The following is a 21,502-nucleotide window of genomic DNA, read 5'->3' as shown; positions in this document are numbered from 1 at the left end:
TGGGGAAGGGTGGTGATGGTCGTGCAGCGGTATTTCTTTCCTTGTTGGTTCTTATTGGTTCTGGTCGCATGCCAGCTGCCCGTGCGAGAGGCATACGCCGCCTTTGAGGGGCCGGCGACAGCGAACACGGCCAGCGCGGATATCGTCACGTCGCTGGCGGCGATCGCGAGTGCTGACGATGGCACTCCCTTCATAACCTTCGGGCAACCCTTTGTCGCAGGCGATGTAGCGCGCTCGCAGACGATACGTGTGGAAACCCTGGGCGGTCGCGTATTGCCGACACAGGTGGATTGGAAAACATCCCATCCCGATGGCTCGTGGCGTTTCGGCGTGGTCACGGTGGCATTGCCGGCGATGAAAGATGGTAAACGTCTGCAGTTGAGGCTGCGGCGCGTCAGTGAAAATCCCGGCGCGACCCCTCAGTCCGGCGCGGCGGCACCACGTCAGCCGTTCGATTCACGCGTCCAACTCCGGATCGACGGGGAGGATTATTCGGCCTCGTTCGCCGACCTGTGGGCCGAGAAGCGTCCCGAGGTTTGGCTCGACGGACCGCTGGTCAAGGAGTGGCGGGTGCAGGGACCCGTGCGTGCTGCGGGTCGCGCGCACGATCGAATTGAGGCGTATTTCACACTACGGCAGTACAGCGGCAGCGATGATGCGCGGCTTGAGGTCCTGCTCGAGAACACCTGGACGTTCAAGCCGCAGCCGCGCAACGTCGAGTATGGGGTAAACATCAGCATCAATGGCCAGACGGTCTATGAATCGCCGGTGCTGGTTCACACTGATCATGCCCGCTGGCGGCGCACTTTCATGGCGGGTGGTACGCCCACCCCCCATGTGCAGCACGATCTGGCTTATCTCGTCGCGACCGGCACGATACCCAACTATGACCGCTCGTTGCGTATCCCTTCTGCAACGGTTGCCAACCTGTACCAGCGATATATCGCGAGCGATCGTAATCCGATGGGCATATCGATCGTGACCAATCCCATGGCCCAGAGTGGCGGACGGCCGGATATCGGGCCGCTGCCGCTCTGGACGGTGATGCATCTTCTGACGATGGACCCACGCATGGCGCAAGTCAGCAATAGCGTGGGTGAACTGGCGGGTAGCTGGCCCATTCATCTGCGCGACGAGGCAACCGGGCTTCCGGTGTCTATCGAGGATCATCCGAATCTCACCACGCATTTCAACCTGCTCGACTGGAAGAAGAATCCCCTTCCGGAAGCGGAGTACGGCGAATATCCCAACAACCTAAGGGCGGACTGGACGCATCAGCCTTCGCTTGCGTTTGTGCCGTTCCTTCTGACCGGCGACTACTACTATCTCGAAGAGCTGCAGTTCTGGAGCGCCTGGAACCCGCTGCGGACATCGCCGGACTACCGGGGCAAGGACAAGGGTTGGTACAAGTGGACCCAGGTGCGCGGTCAGGCCTGGTCGCTGCGTACGCTGGCACAGACGGCATACATCACGCCGGACAACCATCCGATGAAGGCGTACTGGAATCGCCAGTTGCAGAACAACATCGATTGGTATCTGGCCCGCTATCCCGATAATCCGGAGGCCAACAAGCTCGGATTCCTTGTCGGCTACATGCCCTACAACAAAGGCAGGGGGCTTGCGCCGTGGCAGGACGACTTCTTTACCTGGGCGATGGGGTACGTCGTAGGTCTGGGGTTCGAGCGCGCTCGCCCCATGCTCGAGTTCAAGGCGCGGTTTCCGGTGGGGCGCATGACCGCTCCGGGCTATTGCTGGGCGCTCGGCGCCATTTATACGCTCAACGTGCGTGACAGCAAGTCCGCGCCTTTCTACGACACGTTCGCCAAGGCCTACGCTGAATCGGCCAAGCCGGAGATCGCACAGGCTGATTGCGCCAGCCAGCAAATGGCATCGCGATTGGGCAAGGGGTATCGCGCTGGCGACATGTCGGGCTATCCATGGAGCGAACAAGGCTTTCCGGCGAACATGCAGCCGGCATTGGCGGCTGCTGTCGATGCAGGCGTTCCCAATGCTGAAAAGGCATGGATGCAGTTCGAAAGCCGCACGACCAAACCCGATTACGCGACGTATCCGAACTGGGCGATCGTGCCCAAGGCTGATGCACCACGCTGATGAGTCTTCGAACCGAAGTACTGCATTCGCTGAAATGGCTGGCCGCGGCGCGTTTTCTCGGTCAGACAATCCTCTGGGCGATCACACTCGTTGTCATCCGCCTTCTATCGCCCGAGGACTACGGGTTGATGGCGCTAGCCACGGTGATGATCGGCTTTGCTGAACTCTTCCGCGAGATGGGGTTGTATTCCGCGATGGTGCAGCGGCGCGACCTGACCCAGCGTGAGATCGAGCAGTCCTTCGGGCTGTTGATCATCGGCAACGGTTGCATCTACGCGTTGCTCTTCGCGGGGGCGCCGGGTATCGCCTTGTTCTTTGGGGATGAACGCCTGACCACGATGATCCGAGTGCTGGGCCTCCAGTTCCCGCTCGCGGCGGTAGGCGTGGTGCAGGACGCGATGCTCAGCCGGAGCATGAAGTTCAAGGCGAAATCGTTCGTGAACTTTGCAGCCATGATGTCCAACGGTGCGTTCACGTTGACCTTCGCGCTCCTGGGCTACGGCGTCTGGGCTTTGGTCTTTGGGAGCCTTGCGGGCGCGGTGGTACGGCCGGTCGGGCTGTTACTGGTTGTGCGACACCGATGTCGGCCGCGTTTTTCTGTAGCCGGTATGGGGCAGATGAGTCGCTTCGGCGGCTATGTCACCGCGAGCCGAGTGTTGTGGTACTTCTATTCCCGCGCGGATATTTTCATTGTCGGCAAGTTGCTCGGCCACGAGATCCTGGGGTTCTATGCGGTATCGCTACAGTTGGCCTCCATGCCGATGCAGAAGCTTTCCGGGCTGATCAACCAGGTCGGGTTGGCCGCGTATTCGTCGGTGCAAGCTGATATCGAGATCGTGCGCGCCCACTACCTCAAGGTCGTCCGGCTGATCAGCTTCTTTGCTTTCCCCGTTTTCTTTGGTCTATCCAGTGTCGCGCCCGAACTGGTTTCTGTCGTGCTTGGGGTGCAGTGGGAGCCGGCGATTCTGCCGCTGCAACTGCTCACGCTCGTGATGCCGTTGCGAATGATCTCCAACGCGGGCAGTCCGGCGCTTGAGGCGATAGGAAAGCCCGAGATCGGTACCGGGAATCTGGTGATCGCATCCGTGATCATGCCACCCGCGTTTTTGCTCGGGACCGTTATGGGTGGGCTCACCGGCGTCTCGATCGCGTGGGTGATCGCGTTCCCGGTTCTCGTGCTGCTGCGGTTGCGTCGCTCGTTGCCACCGATCGGTGTGCGCATCAGCGAGTACTTCCTGGCGATAAGTCGGCCGGCGTTCGGCGCGACCGTCATGTACGGCGCCGTGGTCGTTGCCCGTGAAAGCGTTGCGACATTGTTGCCGAACCCGATCCTGGGTCTGATCTTTCTTATCGGGATCGGGGCGCTTGTATACGCAGCATTGATGGGCGGTGTCTATCGGCGTGAGTCACGCGAAGTATTCGAGCTGGTCAGGCGATGAGTACGACGGGCCGTCGAATCAGGCTGGCGTTCGTCGGTGACATATCGCTCGGTTTCATGAAGCGGCAGGTGCCGCCACCGAAGGTCATTCCGGACTGGGGCGCCATCGAGGCCGCGATAGGCGAGCCGGACCTTCTGGTCGGCAACCTGGAATGCTGTCTGGTAGACGAGCGCTGTACAGCGCAGGAAAGTAGCCAGCCGATGGCCACGCCGGTGTCGGCCGCGCCACTGCTTGCAAACGCCGGATTCTCCGTTCTATGTCTGGCCAACAATCACATGCTTGATTGCGGACCTGAGTCGCTAGCCGTCACCCGAGCGAATCTGGATAAGGCCGGAATCAGCGCGTTCGGAGCAGGCGCAAATGTGGACGAAGCCGAAGCTCCGGCGTATCGGAGCGTACGCGGTACGCGTATCGCGTTTCTGGGTGCTTGTGACAGTGAGCGCTACTATGCGAGCGCAGATCGTGCAGGGGTCGCACCTTTGCAGGAGACTCGGTTAATACAACGTATACGCGACGCAGCGGCCGAAGCCGACCTGATTGTCGTCACGCTGCACGCGGATCTGGAGTTCACGACGATGCCCGCGCCCTGGCGACAGCGTCTTGCGCGCCGGCTCGTGTCCGAGGGCGCCGACCTGGTGATCCAGCACCACCCCCATGTTTTACAAGGCGCAGAAAAGTGGCGCGATGGCCTGATTGCCTATTCCCTAGGGAACTTCATCTTCTCAATCCAGGGCAATAGTTATCAGGAGTCGCACGCGGGCGTGTCTGATAGCGCTGTGCTCATCGTGGATATCGACGTGGCCGCCAATACCCGGACGCTCTCGCGCCACGTTGTACCGGTATCGATTACGTCGACGGGCTTCCCGCGTTTGGTCACTGCGGGCTTGGATGAAGCGAGCGACGCTTTCGAGTCGCTGTCTTGTGCACTCGCGCACGACAGGCAAGTCAGGGCGATATGGTTCGCGCGTTGTCGCGCCGAAGCCAGTCTTCACTTCTGGGCTTTCTATTATGGCCTCAGGCGACTCCGCTTCAAACAGGCGCTTGGCGATCTGGCACGGCTATTTGTGCGCCGCCAGAATAGACGCTGGTTACTCGGATTGTTGTCGGGCGGTTATATCTAGCCTTGAGTTTCTGCCGCGCCGCGCGCGGTGTTTGTCGGTAACGACGATGAGAGTTAAAAAGCTTGCGGTTCGGTTGGCAGGCGGCGCCGTTAAGGACGTGGAGAAGATGCTGTGCCGTCAGAACCTGACCTCGATGCCCGCGGCAACACGCGTCGTCGATGATGGTTTCATCGGGTGCCTGGGGGCTGCTTCATTGCCGGATACCGGCAACCTGTTGCTCTTCTCAGGCGTGCCGATCAACGCGCCGGACGATCGACAGTTCACCGACGCGAGTGCTGCTCAGCGCCTGTTTCCTCAATGCGACGGGGCATTCGCAGGAATTTTCTGGGATGCGCAAAACCGTGTGCTGGTGGTGGCGACCGACTGCCTCGGCATGCAACCGCTTTACATGCGTCATGATGAAACGGGTTTGACCCTAGTGTCGGAGACCAAGGCCTTGGAGGGCGAACCCGACCTGGCCGCCTGGGGTGCGTTCATATCGATGGGGCATCCGATCGGTGACCGTAGCTTGATGCATGGTGTTACACGGGTGCCGGCAGCGAGCCTTCTAACCTATGACTGCCGGCGGCGTGAACTTCGCATAGAGTGTCATTGGCATTGGCCGGAGCCCTCGGATGCATGGCGCGAATACGATTTTGTGGGCGCGCTGGAGTCCGAGGTCAGAGCCTACGGAAAGGTCGGGCCGCCGGGTACCCTATTGCTGAGCGGTGGTTTTGACTCGCGCTTGCTTCTGTTCCTGCTCAAGCGCGCGGGTGTGCCGGTGACAGCGCTCGCGGTCGCGCACGAGGACGAGCATGGCGATATTGACGGCCGTCTCGCCGAGCGCGTCGCGCGGCAAGCGGGTGTGGCCTTGCGGAAAGTACGGCCTGCGGCGAACTTTTTTTCTTCGGCCGCTTATCTGGATTATCTCGCGGCGAGCGATGTAGGCTTTCCAAGCCTCGATCTGTTTATCGCCAAGGTCGGCGCGCAGGCCGAACCTGGCGCGGTCTGGGATGGCTTGGCGCCGGGCTTCTGGTTCATGCCGCTGCACCAGCCGGAGGGCGGGTTTCACGCCTACAGGCAGCAGGAGATCCAGGGTCCGGACAGTGCCAACTGGCGCGCTGCGGCGCAGTTATTTAAGTCCGAAGTCGTCCGTGCGATGCGCCGTGGCTTCGAAGAGGACCTCGAAAGCCAGTTTGATCGCTTGACTCGCGATGGCTACGGCCTCGCCAGGTTCGTGATCGAAAACCGCAGTCGCAACCGGCCCGCGATGAATCCGTTGAAGGTGTACGCCAATCACGCATTGTCCTACACGCCCGGTTTATCCCGGGAGTTCATCGATCACGCGGCCTTGATCCCGATTGAAGCGAAGCGCAACGCGGCGTTCTACTACGATCTCTTCTCAAGGCTCGACCGACGTGGTCTGAGGTTGCCGTTTCTCAGCGGCGGCCTGTTGCTCAAGGCGCCAGGGTTCAATCCGGCGTTTCACGGTCAGCGTGCGCGCATCGCGTGGACTCGAGCGCGGGAGCGTTATCCAAGCCTGTTCGGTGCCGTGGCGGGCGCGTTGCAGTACAGAAGTCCGCCGCATTCGCGATTCCTGTCGGAGGCTCTTGTCGCGAAAGACGATGCCTGGCTGGATTCAGGGTGTCTCGGTGCATTACAGAGCGAGTCAAAGAGAGCATCTCGGCCCTGGAAGTTGCTGTTCCACTGGAAGGCATGGCGTGCCTTACATGGTGACGGCCTGTCGCGCGTGTTTGATCGTTGACTGGCGGTGTCCAGGGAGAGGCAAATGCGGGTGAATAGCAAGCGCGCGAACTTCATCCTGTATCGAAGTTCAAGCGAGTGACCGCGGGCAGTGCAAGGGAGGGGGAATGACAGATCGCAATCCAATTCAGAGCGTTAGCACGCTCTGGCGTGACGGGCGCAGCTTGAAACAGCAGAAGTTGATGTGTAATAGCCAGCCTTGATGGGCCATATTGAGGCCCGTAATGCTTTCATGCGGCGGCCGTCGCCATTGGTAAATCCTCGCCTCAATGCCTAGTGGAAGTTGTACGTGGTCGAGGAGGGGCTGGGGATACCTGTTTTTACAAACCTGCACACGCCATGGCATTTCGAAGACAAGCTGGCTGAGCAATATTCTCTTCGCGCGGCGGATATCCCTCAGCCGAGGACGCAGGTGTTCTGGCGCCGCGATCAGGCTGAGGCTTTCTGCGAGAGCGCCGACTATCCGTTTGGGCTCGAGCTTCCCAGTGGTATCAAGCTCGCAACGTTCGACTCGTCAACAGCGTGGAAGACGCACTCGCGTTCGTAGACCAGTTGTTCGGTCCGGCGCGCTCTCGCTCGGCTATGCCCCGGCAGCCGGTGCTCGCAAACTAGACCGCCGTGGCCGCGTTGCGGTCGAAGTTCTGCGGCGGCGATTTCCGAATAGCCCGACCGCCGAGGCCTAACTGGAGCACGGCTACCTCCTCGCTAAGGAATTCTGCCGGATAACCATTTCGATACGCGCGTTACGGTCTTCGGCAGTCGAGCATTCGCCTTTTGTCGATTGCACCGCCCAGGCGACTTCCGCGCCAGTGGGAGCAGACGGTTCGAACTCGACCCGGCCCTGATCGACGAGCGCGCTCTGCGGTTGGCGTTTCGAGTCGCGCGGCATCTCCAGACGCAAACTGCCGGCGTCGATTTCCTGAGTCGGACGGGTACGCCCGTAGTCGTCGAGCTGACGTTCAGCTACGCGAACTGGGCCGTACGGGACTGTGCGGGACACTGGCTGCTCGCAGGTGAGGCCGATGCCGGGAGGCTTTTTTGGAGCGAGGAATCCCCGGCGCCGGAAGACGCGATATTCGAGGATTTCTTGAACCATCTGGAGACAACGGTTCGCGGCAAATCATGAGGCAAGCAGGTGGCGGGCTGACCATAGATAGTCGGCAGGAAGCACGCCGCGCGGCTTATCGCCGTGCAGGACCGGGATCTATCGTCTGGAGAATGCAGAACGCGCGCCCGACGCTTGGCCAGGGCCGCAAATGGTGGGCGGTACTAGGTTCGAACTAGTGACCCCTGCCGTGTGAAGGCAGTGCTCTACCGCTGAGCTAACCGCCCATTCCGCGTTGCGAGCGCAGGATTCTAGTGCCGGTGGCGGTCCGGGTCAACGAAAATCGGCTGCGCTCGGCTGGGCCGTGTTCAGCTTGGCGATGCTAGAATTCCCGTGTTTTTACCACGAAGCCTTTGAACCGGGAGCCCGGATGCAACTCATCGACCTGCAAGCACAGTATCAGCGCATCAAGCCGGATGTGGATGCGCGCATCCAGGCGGTACTCGACCATGGCCGTTATGTCATGGGCCCGGAAGTCGAGGCGCTCGAGGCGCGGCTGGCGGAATACGTCGGTGTTCAGCACTGCATCGCGCTGTCCAGCGGTACCGATGCGCTGCTGGTGGCGATGATGGCACTGGACATTGGGCCGGGCGACGAGGTGATCACTACGCCGTTCACCTTCATTGCGACGGGCGAGATGATCGGTTTGCTTGGAGCGACGCCTGTATTCGTCGATATTGACGCAGACACGTACAACATAGACGCGGACCTGATCGAAGCCGCAATCACCGACCGCACCAAGGCGATCGTGCCGGTCAGCCTGTTCGGGCAGATCCCGGACATGGACGCGATCAACGCTATTGGCGAACGTCATGGCGTACCCGTGATCGAGGACGCGGCGCAGAGCTTCGGCGCCACTTATAAGGGGAAGCGGTCGGGCGGCCTGTCCAGCCTGTCGGCCACGTCGTTTTTCCCGGCGAAGCCACTCGGCTGCTACGGCGACGGCGGGGCGGCGTTCACGACCGACGCGGCGCTTGCCGAGCGTATGCGCGAGTTGCGCAACCATGGTCAGAGCGCGCCGTATTATCATCCGCGTCTGGGTATCAATGGTCGCCTCGACACGATCCAGGCAGCAGTCCTGCTAGCGAAGATGGAAGTGTTCGACGACGAGGTCGCGCGTCGCGCCGAGGTAGGCGCCCGCTACAACGACCTGCTTGGCGACTTGGTGAAAACCCCGAAGCTGGCGGCCGAGTGCACTAGCGTTTACGCGCAGTACACGATCGAAGTCGACGACCGGGACGCCGTCCGGGCCGCACTCAACGAAGCCGGCATTCCGAACGCGGTCTACTACCCGGTGCCGTTGAATAGGCAGCCGCCGCTGTATTCCGATGTCGCGATCCCGATTTCCGAGCGAGCGGCCGAGCGGGTGCTGAGTCTGCCCATGCATCCGTACCTTGAGATAGCCGATCAGGAGCGAGTTGCAGAGGCACTTCGCAACGCTTTGAAAAAATAATGCTCACAGAGGTTGGCAAGGCTTCGGTCAATCTCTATAATTCGCCCTCGCTGCAGATCAGGGGCCATAGCTCAGCTGGGAGAGCGCAACACTGGCAGTGTTGAGGTCGGCGGTTCGATCCCGCCTGGCTCCACCAAAACTGTCCCCATCGTCTAGAGGCCTAGGACACTGCCCTTTCACGGCAGCGACAGGGGTTCGAATCCCCTTGGGGACGCCATTACGACAGAAGCCGCCAGCCCGAAAGGACTGGCGGCTTTTTTATGCCTGATCCTTAGGGGCCGGCTCGCATCATGGCGCGAGCTTGCGCATAATCTCGCGCGTTCGATCACGATCAGTTTCAGACCAATCCAGGGGTCAATGTGCGCATCACGATTTTCGGTACCGGATATGTTGGCTTGGTCACGGGCGCCTGTCTTGCCCAGAGTGGCAACCATGTCGTCTGTGTGGACATTGACGCCGACAAGATCGCGCGCCTGACGCGCGGCGAGATACCGATCTTCGAGCCCGGGTTGGAACAGATCGTTCACGACAACGTGCGTAGCGGCCGACTACGCTTTACCACTGACGCCGCAGAAGCGGTCGCCCACGGCACGCTGCAGTTCATCGCGGTCGGAACGCCGCCGGACGAGGATGGCAGCGCGGACCTGCAGTATGTCCTGAAGGTCGCCGAGACCATTGGCGCACATATGGACGAGTATCGCTTGGTAATAACCAAGTCGACGGTGCCCGTTGGAACCGCAGACAAGGTGAAGGCGCAGCTCGCCAAGGCGGTAGCCGCACGCGGCGCAGACGTCGAGTTTGATGTCGCATCCAACCCGGAGTTCTTGAAAGAGGGCGCCGCGGTCGAGGACTTCATGAAGCCGGACCGGGTTGTGGTGGGCGTCGACAGCGACCGCGCGGCCGAGCACCTGCGCGCGCTGTACGCGCCGTTCAATCGCCAGCACGATCGCACCATCGTGATGGATATTCGCTCGGCCGAGCTGACCAAGTACGCCGCGAATATCGTGCTGGCGACCAAGATCAGCTTGATGAACGAGCTGTCACAGGTGGCCGATCGAGTGGATGCGGACATCGAGCAGGTCCGGCGCGCGATTGGCGCGGATCATCGCATCGGTTACCACTTCATTTATCCGGGTTGTGGCTTCGGCGGCTCCTGTTTCCCCAAGGACGTGCGCGCATTGGCGCAAACGGCCGGCCAACTGGGTTACGAGACCGAAATCATCAACGCCGTCGAGCGTGTGAATGATCGTCAGAAGAACGTGTTGTTTGAGAAGCTGCAGGCACATTTCGGCGATCTTTCTGGCAAGACCATTGCCGTGTGGGGGCTGGCATTCAAACCGAATACCGACGACATGCGTGAAGCACCGAGCTGCACGCTGATGGAGTCGCTTTGGGGCGCTGGCGCGACCGTTCGCGCCTTCGATCCCGAAGCCATGAACGAGACGCGTCGGATCTACGGCGAGCGCGACGACCTCAAGCTGTGCGAGAACGGCGAGCAGGCCGTGGAGGGCGCAGATGCGCTCGTGCTGGTTACCGAATGGCATATTTTCCGCACCCCGGATTTCACCGATATCGCCAGCCGGATGAAGCAGGCGGTGCTGGTGGACGGGCGGAATATCTACAAGCCCTCGTACGTATCTCAGGCCGGCTTCACCTACTACGGCATCGGCCGGTCCGCCGCCAGTGGCGCGGCGCGTCCGGTCGTATAAAATACGCGCCGATATCGATTTCCCGGGGTTCCTGTCATGCCCATTTATGAATATGTGTGCCGCAGTTGCGGCCACGAGCTCGAACAGCTTCAGCGCCTGTCTGACGATTCGTTGACCGATTGCCCGGAATGCGCCGAGCCGCAGCTCAAGCGCAAGATTTCGGCCGCAGGATTTCGGCTGTCCGGTGGCGGTTGGTACGAGACGGATTTCAAGTCCGACGGCAAGCGCAATCTCGCGGGCGGCGAAGACAAATCTGCCAGTGGCAGTAGCGCGTCGAAGAAGGACAGCGCCAGCGACACAAACAAGAAGCCGAGCAAAACCGAGACTTCTAGCCCGAAGACTGACAAGCCCAAGGACAAGAAGCCCGCCAAGGCCGACAGCAAGCCGGCCTCCAGCGCGAGCAGCTGACAGTAGGCGGCGAACGGCGCGACCGGTTGGTCTTGGTGCGGGCGCTCCGTGGAGCGTTTGCGGGAACGGCGTCCATAACCATACCGGGGTAAGCGCTACGGCCTCGGCTACCGACACCACAGCGGGTCTTGCTAGACTCGCGCTCTTTTGCAATCCCTTCGAAAGGCGAAAGCCATGATGCGATCCCATTACTGCGGCGACGTGAATGCCGCCGCGATCGACAGCGAAATCACCGTCTGCGGCTGGGTACATCGCCGCCGCGACCACGGCGGCGTGATCTTTGTCGATCTGCGTGATCGCAGTGGTCTGTTGCAGGTCGTGTTCGACCCGGACGAGGCCTCGATATTCGAGACTGCCGAGCGTCTGCGCGGCGAGTTCGTGATTCAGATCACCGGCCGCGTGCGTGCGCGCCCGGAAGGCACGGTCAACAAGAACCTGGCCTCGGGCGAGATCGAGGTCTATACCACCGCGCTGAAAGTGCTCAACGCCTCCGAAACCCCGCCGCTGCAGCTCGACGAGACCGAGAACGTGGGCGACGCCGCGCGCCTGCGCTATCGCTATGTCGAGCTTCGCAAACCGCGTATGCAGCGCCACATGCAGCTGCGTGCGCAGGTCACGCGTGCCGTGCGCAACGCGCTGGACGAGCTCGGCTTCATGGATATCGAAACCCCGATCCTCACCCGCGCCACCCCGGAAGGCGCGCGCGACTATCTGGTGCCGAGCCGTACTCAGCAGGGTCATTTCTTTGCACTGCCGCAGTCACCACAACTGTTCAAGCAGTTGCTGATGGTCGCGGGCATGGACCGCTACTATCAGATCGCGCGCTGTTTTCGCGACGAGGACCTGCGTGCGGATCGCCAGCCGGAATTCACCCAGATCGATATCGAGGCATCGTTCGTCGATAGCGACGACATCATGGCGATCAACGAGACCATGATTCGGTCGCTTTTCGCCGATGTGCTTGATGTTCAGCTGCCCGATCCGTTCCCGCGCATGACTTATGAAGAAGCCATGCGTCGCTTCGGTTCGGACAAGCCGGACTTGCGTATCGACCTGGAGCTGGTCGATATCGCCGATCTGGTCGCCGATGCGGATTTCAAGGTGTTCTCCGGCCCGGCCAACAGCGCAGCTGGCCGCGTGGCTGTGATGCGCGTGCCCGGTGGTTCGAGCCTGACCCGCAAGCAGATCGACGGTTATACGGAGTTCGTCGGCCGCTACGGCGCCAAGGGTCTGGCCTATGTGAAGGTCAATGATGTCGCCAAGGGCCGTGAAGGCCTCGCGTCGCCGATCCTCAAGTTCCTGTCCGATGAAGCCGTAGAGGGCATCATGCAGCGCAGTGGCGCTGCCGACGGCGACCTGCTGTTCTTCGGCGCCGACAAGGCGACCGTGGTAAACGACGCATTGGGCGCGTTGCGCGTGCGTCTGGGACATGACCTCGAGCGCGTCGAAGGCGACTGGGCCCCGCTGTGGGTCATCGACTGGCCGATGTTCGAGTACGACGCCGATGCCAAGCGCTGGAACGCACTGCATCATCCGTTCACCGCGCCCGCGGTCGATGATCCCGACGCGCTGCGAGAAGATCCAGAGCACGCGCTCTCTCAAGCCTACGACATGGTGCTCAACGGCACTGAAATCGGTGGCGGTTCGGTTCGTATACATACACCCGAGATGCAGCAGGCCGCATTCGACGTGCTCGGCATCAGCCGCGAAGACGCCGAAGAGAAGTTCGGCTTCCTGCTCGAAGCGCTCAAATTCGGCGCGCCGCCGCATGCGGGTATCGCATTCGGGCTGGATCGATTGGTGATGCTTATGGCGGGTGCGGACTCCATCCGCGAAGTCATCGCCTTCCCGAAAACCCAGACTGCGACCGACCTGCTTACCGGCGCGCCCGGTCTGGCAGACAACACGCAGTTGCGCGAGCTGGGTATTCGGTTGCGCGCAACTGGAAAGAGCGGCGCTTCGGACGAAGGCTAGTTTTACCCTCCTAACCGCCGACAACCCTTGCTGCGACAAGCCGGCACCGCCTCGCGCGGTCGCCGGCTTTGTTGTATCTGGCACCTTCTTTTGACGCCGGGTGCGCGACCGCGGAGTCTCGACCTGCGGGCATTGGGAGAAAAGTCCTAAACGCGGGAGGCGCGCCCATCGCGCTAATGCATAGGGGAATCACGTCATGAGAATTCCGAGTCCAAGAGGAGCTCGACTGCGCCATCAAGTGCGCCTCGCGCTTCTCGGTACGACCCTCGCTGTTGCGGCGCCTGGCGCCATGGCTGCCACGATTACAGTTAACGCCGCTACGGACGCGATGTCGGCCGACGATGGTATGTGCACGCTGCGCGAAGCGATTACTGCAGCGAACAGCGACACGGCGACCGGCGGCTGTACTGCCGGTGCGGCTGCCGACATGATCGTGTTCGGCGAGGGCGTTGCCGGGAGCACCATCACGCTGACCGCGGGCGAGCTGCCGGCAATCACCGATGAGCTCACGATCGGCATGGATGAAATGTCGGGCGCCACGGTGGATGCCAATCTGCAGAGCCGAATTCTTACCAATCAGGCCACGCTCACGCTCAACGGCATGACGCTGATCAACGGCATGGTCGAAGGTAGCGGCGACGATGGCGCCAATTCACGTTCCGGCGGCGCGATTCTGAACGACGCGGGCGGTGTGCTTACCGTCAACGGCGGCGCGATGAACAACAACACCTCTGACCGCGCCGGTGGCGCGATCGAGGAAGTCTCCGGCGCAGCCGCAGGAACCACCGCGGTTACGCTTAACGGCGTCGATTTCTCTGGCAACGATGCCGGCATGAATCCCGGCAACGGCGGTGTCTTGCATGTCACCGGCACGGGCGATGTAGTTGTCGACGGCGGCACTTTTGATGGCAACACGGCAGTCGAGGGCGGCGCGCTCTGGAACAACGGCGGCACGATGAGCGTGACCGGCGCCATGTTCACTGCAAACACGGCAACCGGCGGCACGGCTGATGCCGGCGATGATACTGCCCAGGGCGGCGGCGCTCTGTTTGGCAATACCGCAGGTGGCACGCTCGACGTGGCCGACAGCACTTTCGACGGCAACAGCGCGATGGGTGATGTCAGTTCCGGCGGTGCGATCTTTGTAAATAACGGCGCGATTCTTCTCTTGTCGAACTCGACGTTGACCAACAACACGGCCAACCGTGCGGGCGGTGCGATCGAACTGCGTGGCGGTTCCAGTGCGACGCTGGAGCAGGTTGATGCCGAGATGAACACCGCGAACACCACGGCCGGCGGTGGCGGTGGCAACGGTGGCGTAGTGCACGTCACGGGCGATGCCACGGTCGATGTATCGGGCGGCGTCTACGCTCGCAATACCGCTATTGAAGGCGGCGCGTTCTGGAACAATCAGGGCACGATGACGCTTGACGGCGTGAACGTTGTCGCCAACGACGCGACTGGCGCAGACGCCAGTCAGGGCGGCGGCGGCATCTTCGCCGAGACCAACGATGCGGGTGTCGACAGTGGCACGCTGGTCGTCATGAACAGTCGTATCGTCGGCAACACCGCGTCCGGCGCCGCAGGCTCAGGTGGCGGCATTCTGGTCAGCGCCGGCGCAACGGCGAATATTACCGATACGCGTATTTCGGGTAATACCGCCAACCGCGCAGGCGGTGGTATCGAAAGCGCCAGTGGCACGGTCACCATGACGGGTGTCACGTTGGGCGGCACCAGCAGCGCGGACGGTAACGATGCAGGGGCGAGCCCCGGTAACGGTGGCGGTCTGCACGTTGGTGGTACCGGTAGCACGACGATCACGCGCTCCACGGTTGGCTACAATCAAGCCGTCGAAGGCGGTGGTTTGTGGAACAACACGGGCAGCACGATGACGCTGGATACGTCCACCGTGTCGAACAATACCGCGACCCGTGGCGCCGGTGTGTACCTCAACGGCGATGCCAGTGCGATCACGCTCGACTTCGCATCTGTAACCAACAATAACGGTACGGGTATCGAGTCCGGAGACACGACAAACGGTAACGTCGTCGCGCTGGGCTCCAACCTCGTCGCTAATAACACGACGGCCGATATTGGCTCGAATGTGATCGTGGACGATGAAGAGGCTGTGCTCACGGGTGAAGTCTCGGTCGACACGTATCGTCTGTTCGGCGGTCCGACGGCAACGCAACCGCTGCCGGCGGGTAGCACCGCGCTCGACACCAATGCTGATTGCGGTACGCCCGAAGACAGCGCCACGGACCAGCGCGGTGCCGAACGTCCGAGCAGTGCCATGGGCGAGACGGATGCGGGCAACTGCGACTCGGGTGCCTACGAGCTCACCGACGACCCCGTCGTGACCGTGACCTCCAACGGCCCGGCGGCAGTGACCGTATCCAGTGACGATAGCCTCACCGCGGTGCTCGGCATCACGCTTGCCAACGATAGCGACGCTGCGGTGACCGTTGGCGGTTTCTCCGGCTACATCGAGCGTGACGCGTCGCTGCCGGCGGGCTTCGACCTTCGTGATGCCGAGCTCAGCGTATATGCGGACGATAACGGCAACGGCATCTACGAAATGGGCGAAGGTGCCGTCGGTACGGCGACGCCGCTCGACGACAATGGCACGACCTTCACGGTGGCCTTGGACGGCGGTGCGGGCGTATCGATCCCCGCCAACGACAGCATGAGCTATGTGCTCGTGGCGTCGCAGTCGGCGGGCGACGTCGAAATGATGACTGGCAATGAAAGCACGTTGCTTACGCCGAAGGCGCTTTATGCAGGTGGCGCGGCGCTGCTGCTCCTGAGCCTGGTGTCGGTCGGTGGTCTGCGTCGTCGTACCCAGTTGCTGCTGATTGTGGCAGCCCTCGCGCTGACGCTGACGGCCTGTAGTGACAGCGACAGCGATGACGATGGCGTCAATATCGGTGGCGGCGACAACGATGCAGGCGACATGATGGCCTTCGGCGAACTGCGCGTTGTGCTGCAGACGTTGAATGCTTCCGGCGATGTCGATACCGATCTCGTGATCGGTGATGGCTTGCCCGTTCGTGGTCCGGTGGTCAGCTTCGCGGCGGCCAGCGACTCGGACGGTGACAGCGACGACGACAGCGAAGGCTAGTCGACAAGCTGTAGCGCCTACCGGGCGTTCCAACCAGCCGGGGCTCTATCGAGTCCCGGCTTTTTTATGCGCGCCGCAAATATAGGCGCTCGGTTGGCAGGGTGTGTCGCCCCCTGACGAGGGCCGTCGTCGCTGCCGCCTCTGCCTGGGGGTTGCGCTGTACTCACCCGCGATGAAGAACGACGTGAGGAGACGCCTTAGTCCGCCGGATCGAGGGGTGAGATAGCGCTTGATAGGCGTGCGGGATAGGCCGACGCCGGGGTTCGCGAATGCCGTTGACGCGACGAACGAGTAGGGCGGTGCTCCAAATCACGGGAGGGGCCGTTCCGCCGCCAGGCCCTCGAAGCGAGGAGTTATCAGGAGCTCAACGCTCGCCCGCGATCACTCAGTTCAAAACTTGAACGCGTCTTGCCGTATTGATCTCGCCGGCGTTTTCGGGTCCCCTGGCCTCGATGCGAGCACCACGAACCGCGAGTGTCTTGAACGTAGTTGCGTCGATTTCGGCACCGTTGCTGTCGTAATAGACGGTCGGGTCGCCGTCCGCGGTGCGGATTGTCGTCCCCGCCACCTCGAGCGTCACGCTCGATCCGTCGGAGTCGACGCGATCTATTGCGCCGAGTGCGATGGCATCGTTCTGGGCCTCCACACGTTCGATACGACGAGTGGTGAGGCTGTCATCATCGCTATAAGCCCATACACGCACCGGGTCGCCGGCTTCGAGAGACGCCAGGCGCAGTGTTCGGTCGACCTGCTCGTCGAGCCGTTCGCCGCTGACCGGGTATCGCGTGTCGGCGGGGACGTCGAACGTGCTGCCAAGAATTGTCAGCGTGCTCTCCGTGCTGTCGACCGCCGTTACGGTGGCTTCGAACGTCACGTTCGGGTTTGGCTCTACAGCCAGCGTGTCGGCACGCACCACACCATCGCGCTCGGTACCGCGGACGCTCACGCGTACGTTCAAGCCTGGATCGATCCCGGTATCGTCGAGGCGCTCGGCATCGCTTGCATCGATACGCCAACCAGCGGCTGTGAAGTCGTCGAGCCCGGCGAAGTCACGGATCTGAGCCTCCACGAACATGCGATCACCGTCCTCGGCACGGTTCTGACCAAGTACGTTCACGGTATCCGCGACAAGCGGGGCACCGTTGTCCGCGTCGCGTACACCGAAGACCTCAACGAAGGCGCCGTCTTCCAGCGTGCCCGCGCTTTCGTCGACGATCGCGCTGCCATAGTTCACGGTCAAGCCTTCCACCATGAAACTTGATGGCGTGACGCTACGGGCGGTGCCCTCTGCGTCCAGTCGCGTGGTGTTCGGCTGGAAGACCGGCCCTTGTTCAATCGAGCTGGCATCCACGGCGCCGTCCGTGCCGACAAAACCGCTGATTGCGATCAGGTCGCCAGCCGCGAGATCCTCGACCGGCGTATTCACGAAGGCCGTGTCGGCGTCGAAGTTGACGGTCTGGCCGAGCGCGGTCAGCGTACCGATGCCGTTCTCCATCGTGATCTGTTCGATGGGGCCCTCGAGAGTGCGGTTGAATACGATACGCCGAGCGCGCGCGGTGCCGTCGTCCTGTACGACACCCGTCACGGTGACCACGTCGCCGACGCGCAGGCGGCTCTCGGGCGAGGCTTCGCCGTTGAACAGGATTTCGGCGCCCTGGGTCTCGAACTCGATGCCGTCGACATACACGCTGCCAAAACCGGACACGATCCCGGTTCCTTCAATGCCGGCCGTACGACCGCCGCCATCTTCTCCGCCGCTGCCGCAGCCGATCATCGTTATCGTGCCCACGGTGATGGAGAGGCCCGTGAGCCAACGTTTTGCAGCGTGGCTACGCGTCATCGTGTTCGTCTCCCGGATGCGCTGCATCCTCGAAGTAATAAATGCCCACGCCGGCGCGTGAGGCCGGGGCTTGCGGATCGTGTTCGTCCACTTCGTGACGCTCCAACCAGTCGTCGAACACCTCGAGCAGATGCTGGGCCTGCTGCGAGACCAATCGGTGAAATACGGGCAAAGCGCGCGGGTCGATGCGCATATTGAACGCTGTACGCTGAAAGTAGGGGCGTACATCGCTAGAGCGGCACAGGTTATGCTCGAGCGTGGCCAGCAGATCATGCCCGGCAGAGCCGAGCATGCGGACCCGCTCGGGGTCGCCCGCGCTCGGCACGTAAGCTCGATTCAGCACGCGCACGGTGCCGTCAGGCTCTCGCGCTACGGACTTCACGCGTTCGAGCTCGTCCAGGATCGCTACCGTGGGGATATCGCCGCTGTATCGGCGCACCAGTTCGCCGAATTCGTTGCCATCCCCCTCGACGGTCAGGCGGCGCGGCTCGCCTTCATCGTCGGTGAAATCAGGGTCCCGATGCCACCCCGAAAGCACGCGTGTCGCCCGGTTGGCGCCGCCCCAGCCACTTTGTTCGTAGGTGGAATCGGCCTGCTCGCGCAGGCGTTTCACCTCTTTGCGGGTCAGGCCGGTAACAATCGCGACATGCGAATCGGTGGCGCGTTTGCCGGCGGGGGTGAAGGAGTCACGCGCAACCTCGGCATACACGGACCGTACGACCGCGTCGAAATCCTTGTGGGCAACCCCATGCGTGAGCATGATGCGCACAAGCGGGCGCAGCAGGCGGTGACTGGCACGGGCAAGCCATTGGCGGTCGGTTCCCTTCATGCGTCTATTATATTCGCTTGTCGGGGTCAGCGCTCGCACTCTCTGAGCGCCCGGGTTGTGGTACATTTTCCGGACTATTCGCCGACCAAAACAGCTCCATGTCTGCAAACGCACTTGCCTTGCAGGATTTCTCGCGTTACGACGACGCGACGTGCGACGAGCGTATCCGTGCCGCCAAAGCGGCGCTGGGTTCTCGCTGCGCGATTCTGGGCCATCACTACCAGCGCGACGAAGTGTTTGCGCACGCCGATTACTCGGGTGATTCGCTCAAGCTGTCGGCGCAGGCTGCGAAATCCGATGCCGAGTTCATCGTGTTCTGCGGTGTGCACTTCATGGCCGAGGTCGCCGACATCCTCACGCGCGATGATCAGACGGTCATCCTGCCGGACATGGCCGCAGGCTGTTCAATGGCCGATATGGCCAATTTGCGTAACGTCGAACGCGCCTGGCGCGAGCTGTCGGAAGTGCTCGAGCCGGATGAGCAGATCACGCCGGTGACCTATATCAATTCGGCAGCCGATCTGAAGGCGTTCTGTGGCCGCCACGGCGGCATCGTGTGCACATCCTCCAATGCGCGCGGCGTGCTCGACTGGTCGTTCTCGCGGCGCGAAAAGGTGCTTTTCTTCCCGGATCAGCATCTCGGGCGCAATACCGGCTACGACATGGGTATCCCGCTCGAAGACATGGTCGTCTGGGATTACGATAAGCCCATGGGCGGGTTGACCGAACAACAGATTCGCGACGCGAAGATGATTCTCTGGAAAGGCTTTTGTTCGGTCCACCAGATGTTTCATCCCAACCACATCAAGAAGTTCCGAGAAGAACACCCCGAAGGCAAGGTGATCTCGCATCCCGAGAACGCTTTCGAGGTCTGCCAGGCGTCGGACGTCGTGGGCTCTACCGAGACCATCCTCAAGCATGTGCGGGCCAGCGAACCCGGCAGCCACTGGTTGGTGGGAACAGAGCTCAATCTGGTCAACCGTCTGCATCATGAGATGGCGCCCAAGGGCGTGAAGGTGCAGTTCATGTCGCCGGTGGTGTGCATGTGCTCGACCATGTTCCGGACCGATCCACAGCACCTGGCCTGGGTTACCGAAAATCTGGTCGAAGGGCATGTGGTCAACCAGATCAAAGTCGACCCCGAGGAAGCGCGCCAAGCCAAGGCCGCGCTGGATCTCATGCTCGAGATAACCGCCTAGCCTCCGCCGGACCCCATATCTGGGGGTTCGTGCCGGTCTGCGCTACACTATGCGCCCTTACAAGCTTCGAAAACGCGCCGGCGAACGCGACTCGCGACGCCGGCGTTGTGCCTTTTTTGTACTTCAACCCGAGCATTCGAACATGTTTGATTCCGCTCAGCGCATCGCCGAATTCGACCCGGAGCTGGCCGCCGCCATCGCCGACGAAGACCAGCGTCAGGAAGATCACATTGAGCTGATCGCCTCCGAGAATTACACCAGCCCGCGCGTCATGGAAGCGCAGGGCAGCTTGTTGACCAACAAGTACGCGGAAGGCTATCCGGGCAAGCGCTTCTATGGTGGCTGTGAACACGTCGACGTCGCCGAGCAGCTCGCGATCGATCGTGCCTGCAAGCTGTTCAACTGCGACTACGCCAACGTGCAGCCGCATTCCGGTGCTCAAGCCAACGCCGCCATCTACCTGGCGCTGGTCAAGCCGGGCGACACGATCCTCGGCATGAGCCTGGATGCGGGCGGGCACCTGACCCATGGCGCGGCACCCAACTTCTCGGGCAAGAACTACAACGCCGTGCAGTACGGTCTGGACCCTGCGACCGGTGAGCTGGACTACGACGAGATCCAGCGCCTGGCCACCGAGCATCAGCCGAAGATGGTCGTGGGCGGCTTTTCGGCCTATTCCCGCCGGATCGACTGGGCGCGGATGCGCAAGATTGCCGATTCGGTGGGCGCGTGGCTTCTCGTGGACATGGCGCATGTTGCCGGTCTGGTCGCGAGCGACGCCTACCCGAGCCCGCTGCCGCATGCGCACGTGGTGACCACCACGACGCACAAGACGCTGCGCGGCCCGCGCGGCGGCCTGATCCTGTCGGCCGCCGGCGATGAGAAGCTCTACAAGAAGCTCAACAGCGCGGTATTCCCGGGCACCCAGGGCGGCCCGCTGATGCATGTGATCGCGGCCAAGGCTGTTGCGTTCAAGGAAGCGCTCGAAGCGGATTTCCATACCTATGCGCACAAGGTCGTCGCCAACGCCCAGGCCATGGCTCAGGTCTTTGTCGATCGCGGCTACGACGTGGTTTCCGGTGGTACCGACAACCACCTGATGCTGGTAAGCCTGGTCAAGCAGGACATCACCGGCAAGGATGCCGAAGCCTGGTTGGGCAAGGCGCACATGACGGCCAACAAGAACGCCGTACCCAACGACCCGCGCTCGCCGTTCGTGACGTCCGGCCTGCGTATCGGCACGCCGGCCGCGACGACGCGCGGGTTCAACGAGGACGACATGCGCCAGGTGGGCACCTGGATTTGCGACGTGCTCGATGCGCTTGCAAACGATGGCGACATCGAATCCGAAGTTGCGCGGGTGCGTAGCGCGGTGAACGAGCTGTGCCAGCGCCATCCGGTCTATCGCACCGCAGCCCGCGGCGCTGCCTGATCACAGCCGGCCGGTAA

At 62.0% G+C, this 21,502-nt stretch carries 15 protein-coding genes and 3 tRNA genes; 15 read left to right on the top strand and 3 right to left on the bottom strand.

Going from position 1 to position 21,502, the window contains the following annotated elements; all coding sequences use genetic code 11:
* Positions 1-12: 12 nt before the first annotated feature.
* From SADO_RS15780 to SADO_RS15755, 6 genes are all read left to right on the top strand, one after another.
* On the top strand, positions 13-2,112 hold the full coding sequence (locus tag SADO_RS15780; RefSeq protein WP_353113108.1) for an RNA-binding protein: 2,100 nt from the start codon (positions 13-15) through the stop codon (positions 2,110-2,112).
* Positions 2,112-3,551, top strand: coding sequence for a lipopolysaccharide biosynthesis protein (locus tag SADO_RS15775; RefSeq protein WP_353113106.1), 1,440 nt, complete (start codon positions 2,112-2,114; stop codon positions 3,549-3,551). The genes SADO_RS15780 and SADO_RS15775 overlap by 1 nt, the downstream gene beginning before the upstream one ends.
* Positions 3,548-4,672 carry a CapA family protein gene (locus tag SADO_RS15770; protein ID WP_353113104.1) on the top strand — a complete coding sequence of 375 codons (1,125 nt, stop codon included), beginning with the start codon at positions 3,548-3,550 and terminating at the stop codon, positions 4,670-4,672. Before SADO_RS15775 ends, SADO_RS15770 begins: the two co-directional genes overlap by 4 nt.
* A 46-nt stretch (positions 4,673-4,718) precedes the next feature.
* Positions 4,719-6,416 carry an asparagine synthetase B family protein gene (locus tag SADO_RS15765; RefSeq protein WP_353113102.1) on the top strand — a complete coding sequence of 566 codons (1,698 nt, stop codon included), beginning with the start codon at positions 4,719-4,721 and terminating at the stop codon, positions 6,414-6,416.
* Positions 6,417-6,704: 288 nt separating this feature from the next.
* Positions 6,705-6,962 carry a hypothetical protein gene (locus SADO_RS15760; protein ID WP_353113100.1) on the top strand — a complete coding sequence of 86 codons (258 nt, stop codon included), beginning with the start codon at positions 6,705-6,707 and terminating at the stop codon, positions 6,960-6,962.
* Positions 6,963-7,196: 234 nt separating this feature from the next.
* Positions 7,197-7,541 carry an ATP-grasp domain-containing protein gene (locus SADO_RS15755; RefSeq protein WP_353113098.1) on the top strand — a complete coding sequence of 115 codons (345 nt, stop codon included), beginning with the start codon at positions 7,197-7,199 and terminating at the stop codon, positions 7,539-7,541.
* Positions 7,542-7,672: 131 nt separating this feature from the next.
* Here the strand turns inward: SADO_RS15755 and SADO_RS15750 are convergent.
* Positions 7,673-7,747 (bottom strand) — tRNA-Val (locus SADO_RS15750).
* Between the two features lie 143 nt (positions 7,748-7,890).
* Between SADO_RS15750 and SADO_RS15745 the strand changes: the two genes are divergently transcribed.
* From SADO_RS15745 to SADO_RS15715, 7 genes are all read left to right on the top strand, one after another.
* On the top strand, positions 7,891-8,973 hold the full coding sequence (locus SADO_RS15745) for a DegT/DnrJ/EryC1/StrS family aminotransferase (protein ID WP_353113269.1): 1,083 nt from the start codon (positions 7,891-7,893) through the stop codon (positions 8,971-8,973).
* 60 nt (positions 8,974-9,033) lie between these two features.
* Positions 9,034-9,109: transfer RNA gene (locus tag SADO_RS15740), tRNA-Ala, on the top strand.
* A gap of 5 nt (positions 9,110-9,114) precedes the next feature.
* Positions 9,115-9,190 (top strand) — tRNA-Glu (locus tag SADO_RS15735).
* A 142-nt stretch (positions 9,191-9,332) separates the two neighbouring features.
* Positions 9,333-10,682 carry a UDP-glucose dehydrogenase family protein gene (locus tag SADO_RS15730; RefSeq protein WP_353113096.1) on the top strand — a complete coding sequence of 450 codons (1,350 nt, stop codon included), beginning with the start codon at positions 9,333-9,335 and terminating at the stop codon, positions 10,680-10,682.
* 36 nt (positions 10,683-10,718) lie between these two features.
* A complete protein-coding gene (locus SADO_RS15725) occupies positions 10,719-11,090 on the top strand; it encodes an FmdB family zinc ribbon protein (RefSeq protein ID WP_353113094.1) in 372 nt (123 codons plus the stop codon).
* 177 nt (positions 11,091-11,267) lie between these two features.
* Positions 11,268-13,064, top strand: a complete 1,797-nt coding sequence (gene aspS / locus SADO_RS15720) for an aspartate--tRNA ligase (protein ID WP_353113267.1) — start codon at positions 11,268-11,270, stop codon at positions 13,062-13,064.
* Positions 13,065-13,353: 289 nt separating this feature from the next.
* Complete coding sequence (locus tag SADO_RS15715) at positions 13,354-16,185, top strand: choice-of-anchor Q domain-containing protein (protein ID WP_353113092.1); 2,832 nt, start codon at positions 13,354-13,356, stop codon at positions 16,183-16,185.
* Positions 16,186-16,570: 385 nt separating this feature from the next.
* Here the strand turns inward: SADO_RS15715 and SADO_RS15710 are convergent, their stop codons facing one another.
* Positions 16,571-18,025, bottom strand: a complete 1,455-nt coding sequence (locus SADO_RS15710) for a DUF5666 domain-containing protein (protein WP_353113090.1) — start codon at positions 18,023-18,025, stop codon at positions 16,571-16,573.
* Complete coding sequence (locus tag SADO_RS15705; RefSeq protein ID WP_353113088.1) at positions 18,015-18,854, bottom strand: DUF6502 family protein; 840 nt, start codon at positions 18,852-18,854, stop codon at positions 18,015-18,017. The genes SADO_RS15710 and SADO_RS15705 overlap by 11 nt, the downstream gene beginning before the upstream one ends.
* Before the next feature lie 98 nt (positions 18,855-18,952).
* Between SADO_RS15705 and nadA the strand changes: the two genes are divergently transcribed.
* A complete protein-coding gene (gene nadA / locus SADO_RS15700; RefSeq protein ID WP_353113086.1) occupies positions 18,953-20,053 on the top strand; it encodes a quinolinate synthase NadA in 1,101 nt (366 codons plus the stop codon).
* Between the two features lie 142 nt (positions 20,054-20,195).
* The gene (gene glyA / locus SADO_RS15695; protein ID WP_353113084.1) at positions 20,196-21,485 is read left to right on the top strand and encodes a serine hydroxymethyltransferase; all 1,290 of its coding nucleotides are present in this window, start codon (positions 20,196-20,198) and stop codon (positions 21,483-21,485) included.
* Positions 21,486-21,502: the final 17 nt, after the last annotated feature.

Origin of the sequence: Salinisphaera dokdonensis CL-ES53 (assembly GCF_040361215.1) — a bacterium.
Lineage (GTDB): Bacteria > Pseudomonadota > Gammaproteobacteria > Nevskiales > Salinisphaeraceae > Salinisphaera > Salinisphaera dokdonensis.
This window is presented reverse-complemented; position numbering and strand designations above follow the sequence as displayed.

Bases quoted from the DNA above. Each gene is read 5' to 3' on its own strand.
- SADO_RS15725 (WP_353113094.1), top strand. From the start codon at position 10,719: ATGCCCATTTATGAATATGTGTGCCGCAGTTGCGGCCACGAGCTCGAA.
- SADO_RS15765 (WP_353113102.1), top strand. From the start codon at position 4,719: ATGAGAGTTAAAAAGCTTGCGGTTCGGTTGGCAGGCGGCGCCGTTAAG.
- SADO_RS15745 (WP_353113269.1), top strand. From the start codon at position 7,891: ATGCAACTCATCGACCTGCAAGCACAGTATCAGCGCATCAAGCCGGAT.
- SADO_RS15775 (WP_353113106.1), top strand. From the start codon at position 2,112: ATGAGTCTTCGAACCGAAGTACTGCATTCGCTGAAATGGCTGGCCGCG.
- glyA (WP_353113084.1), top strand. From the start codon at position 20,196: ATGTTTGATTCCGCTCAGCGCATCGCCGAATTCGACCCGGAGCTGGCC.
- aspS (WP_353113267.1), top strand. From the start codon at position 11,268: ATGCGATCCCATTACTGCGGCGACGTGAATGCCGCCGCGATCGACAGC.
- SADO_RS15710 (WP_353113090.1), bottom strand. From the start codon at position 18,025: ATGACGCGTAGCCACGCTGCAAAACGTTGGCTCACGGGCCTCTCCATC.
- nadA (WP_353113086.1), top strand. From the start codon at position 18,953: ATGTCTGCAAACGCACTTGCCTTGCAGGATTTCTCGCGTTACGACGAC.
- SADO_RS15770 (WP_353113104.1), top strand. From the start codon at position 3,548: ATGAGTACGACGGGCCGTCGAATCAGGCTGGCGTTCGTCGGTGACATA.
- SADO_RS15705 (WP_353113088.1), bottom strand. From the start codon at position 18,854: ATGAAGGGAACCGACCGCCAATGGCTTGCCCGTGCCAGTCACCGCCTG.
- SADO_RS15715 (WP_353113092.1), top strand. From the start codon at position 13,354: ATGGCTGCCACGATTACAGTTAACGCCGCTACGGACGCGATGTCGGCC.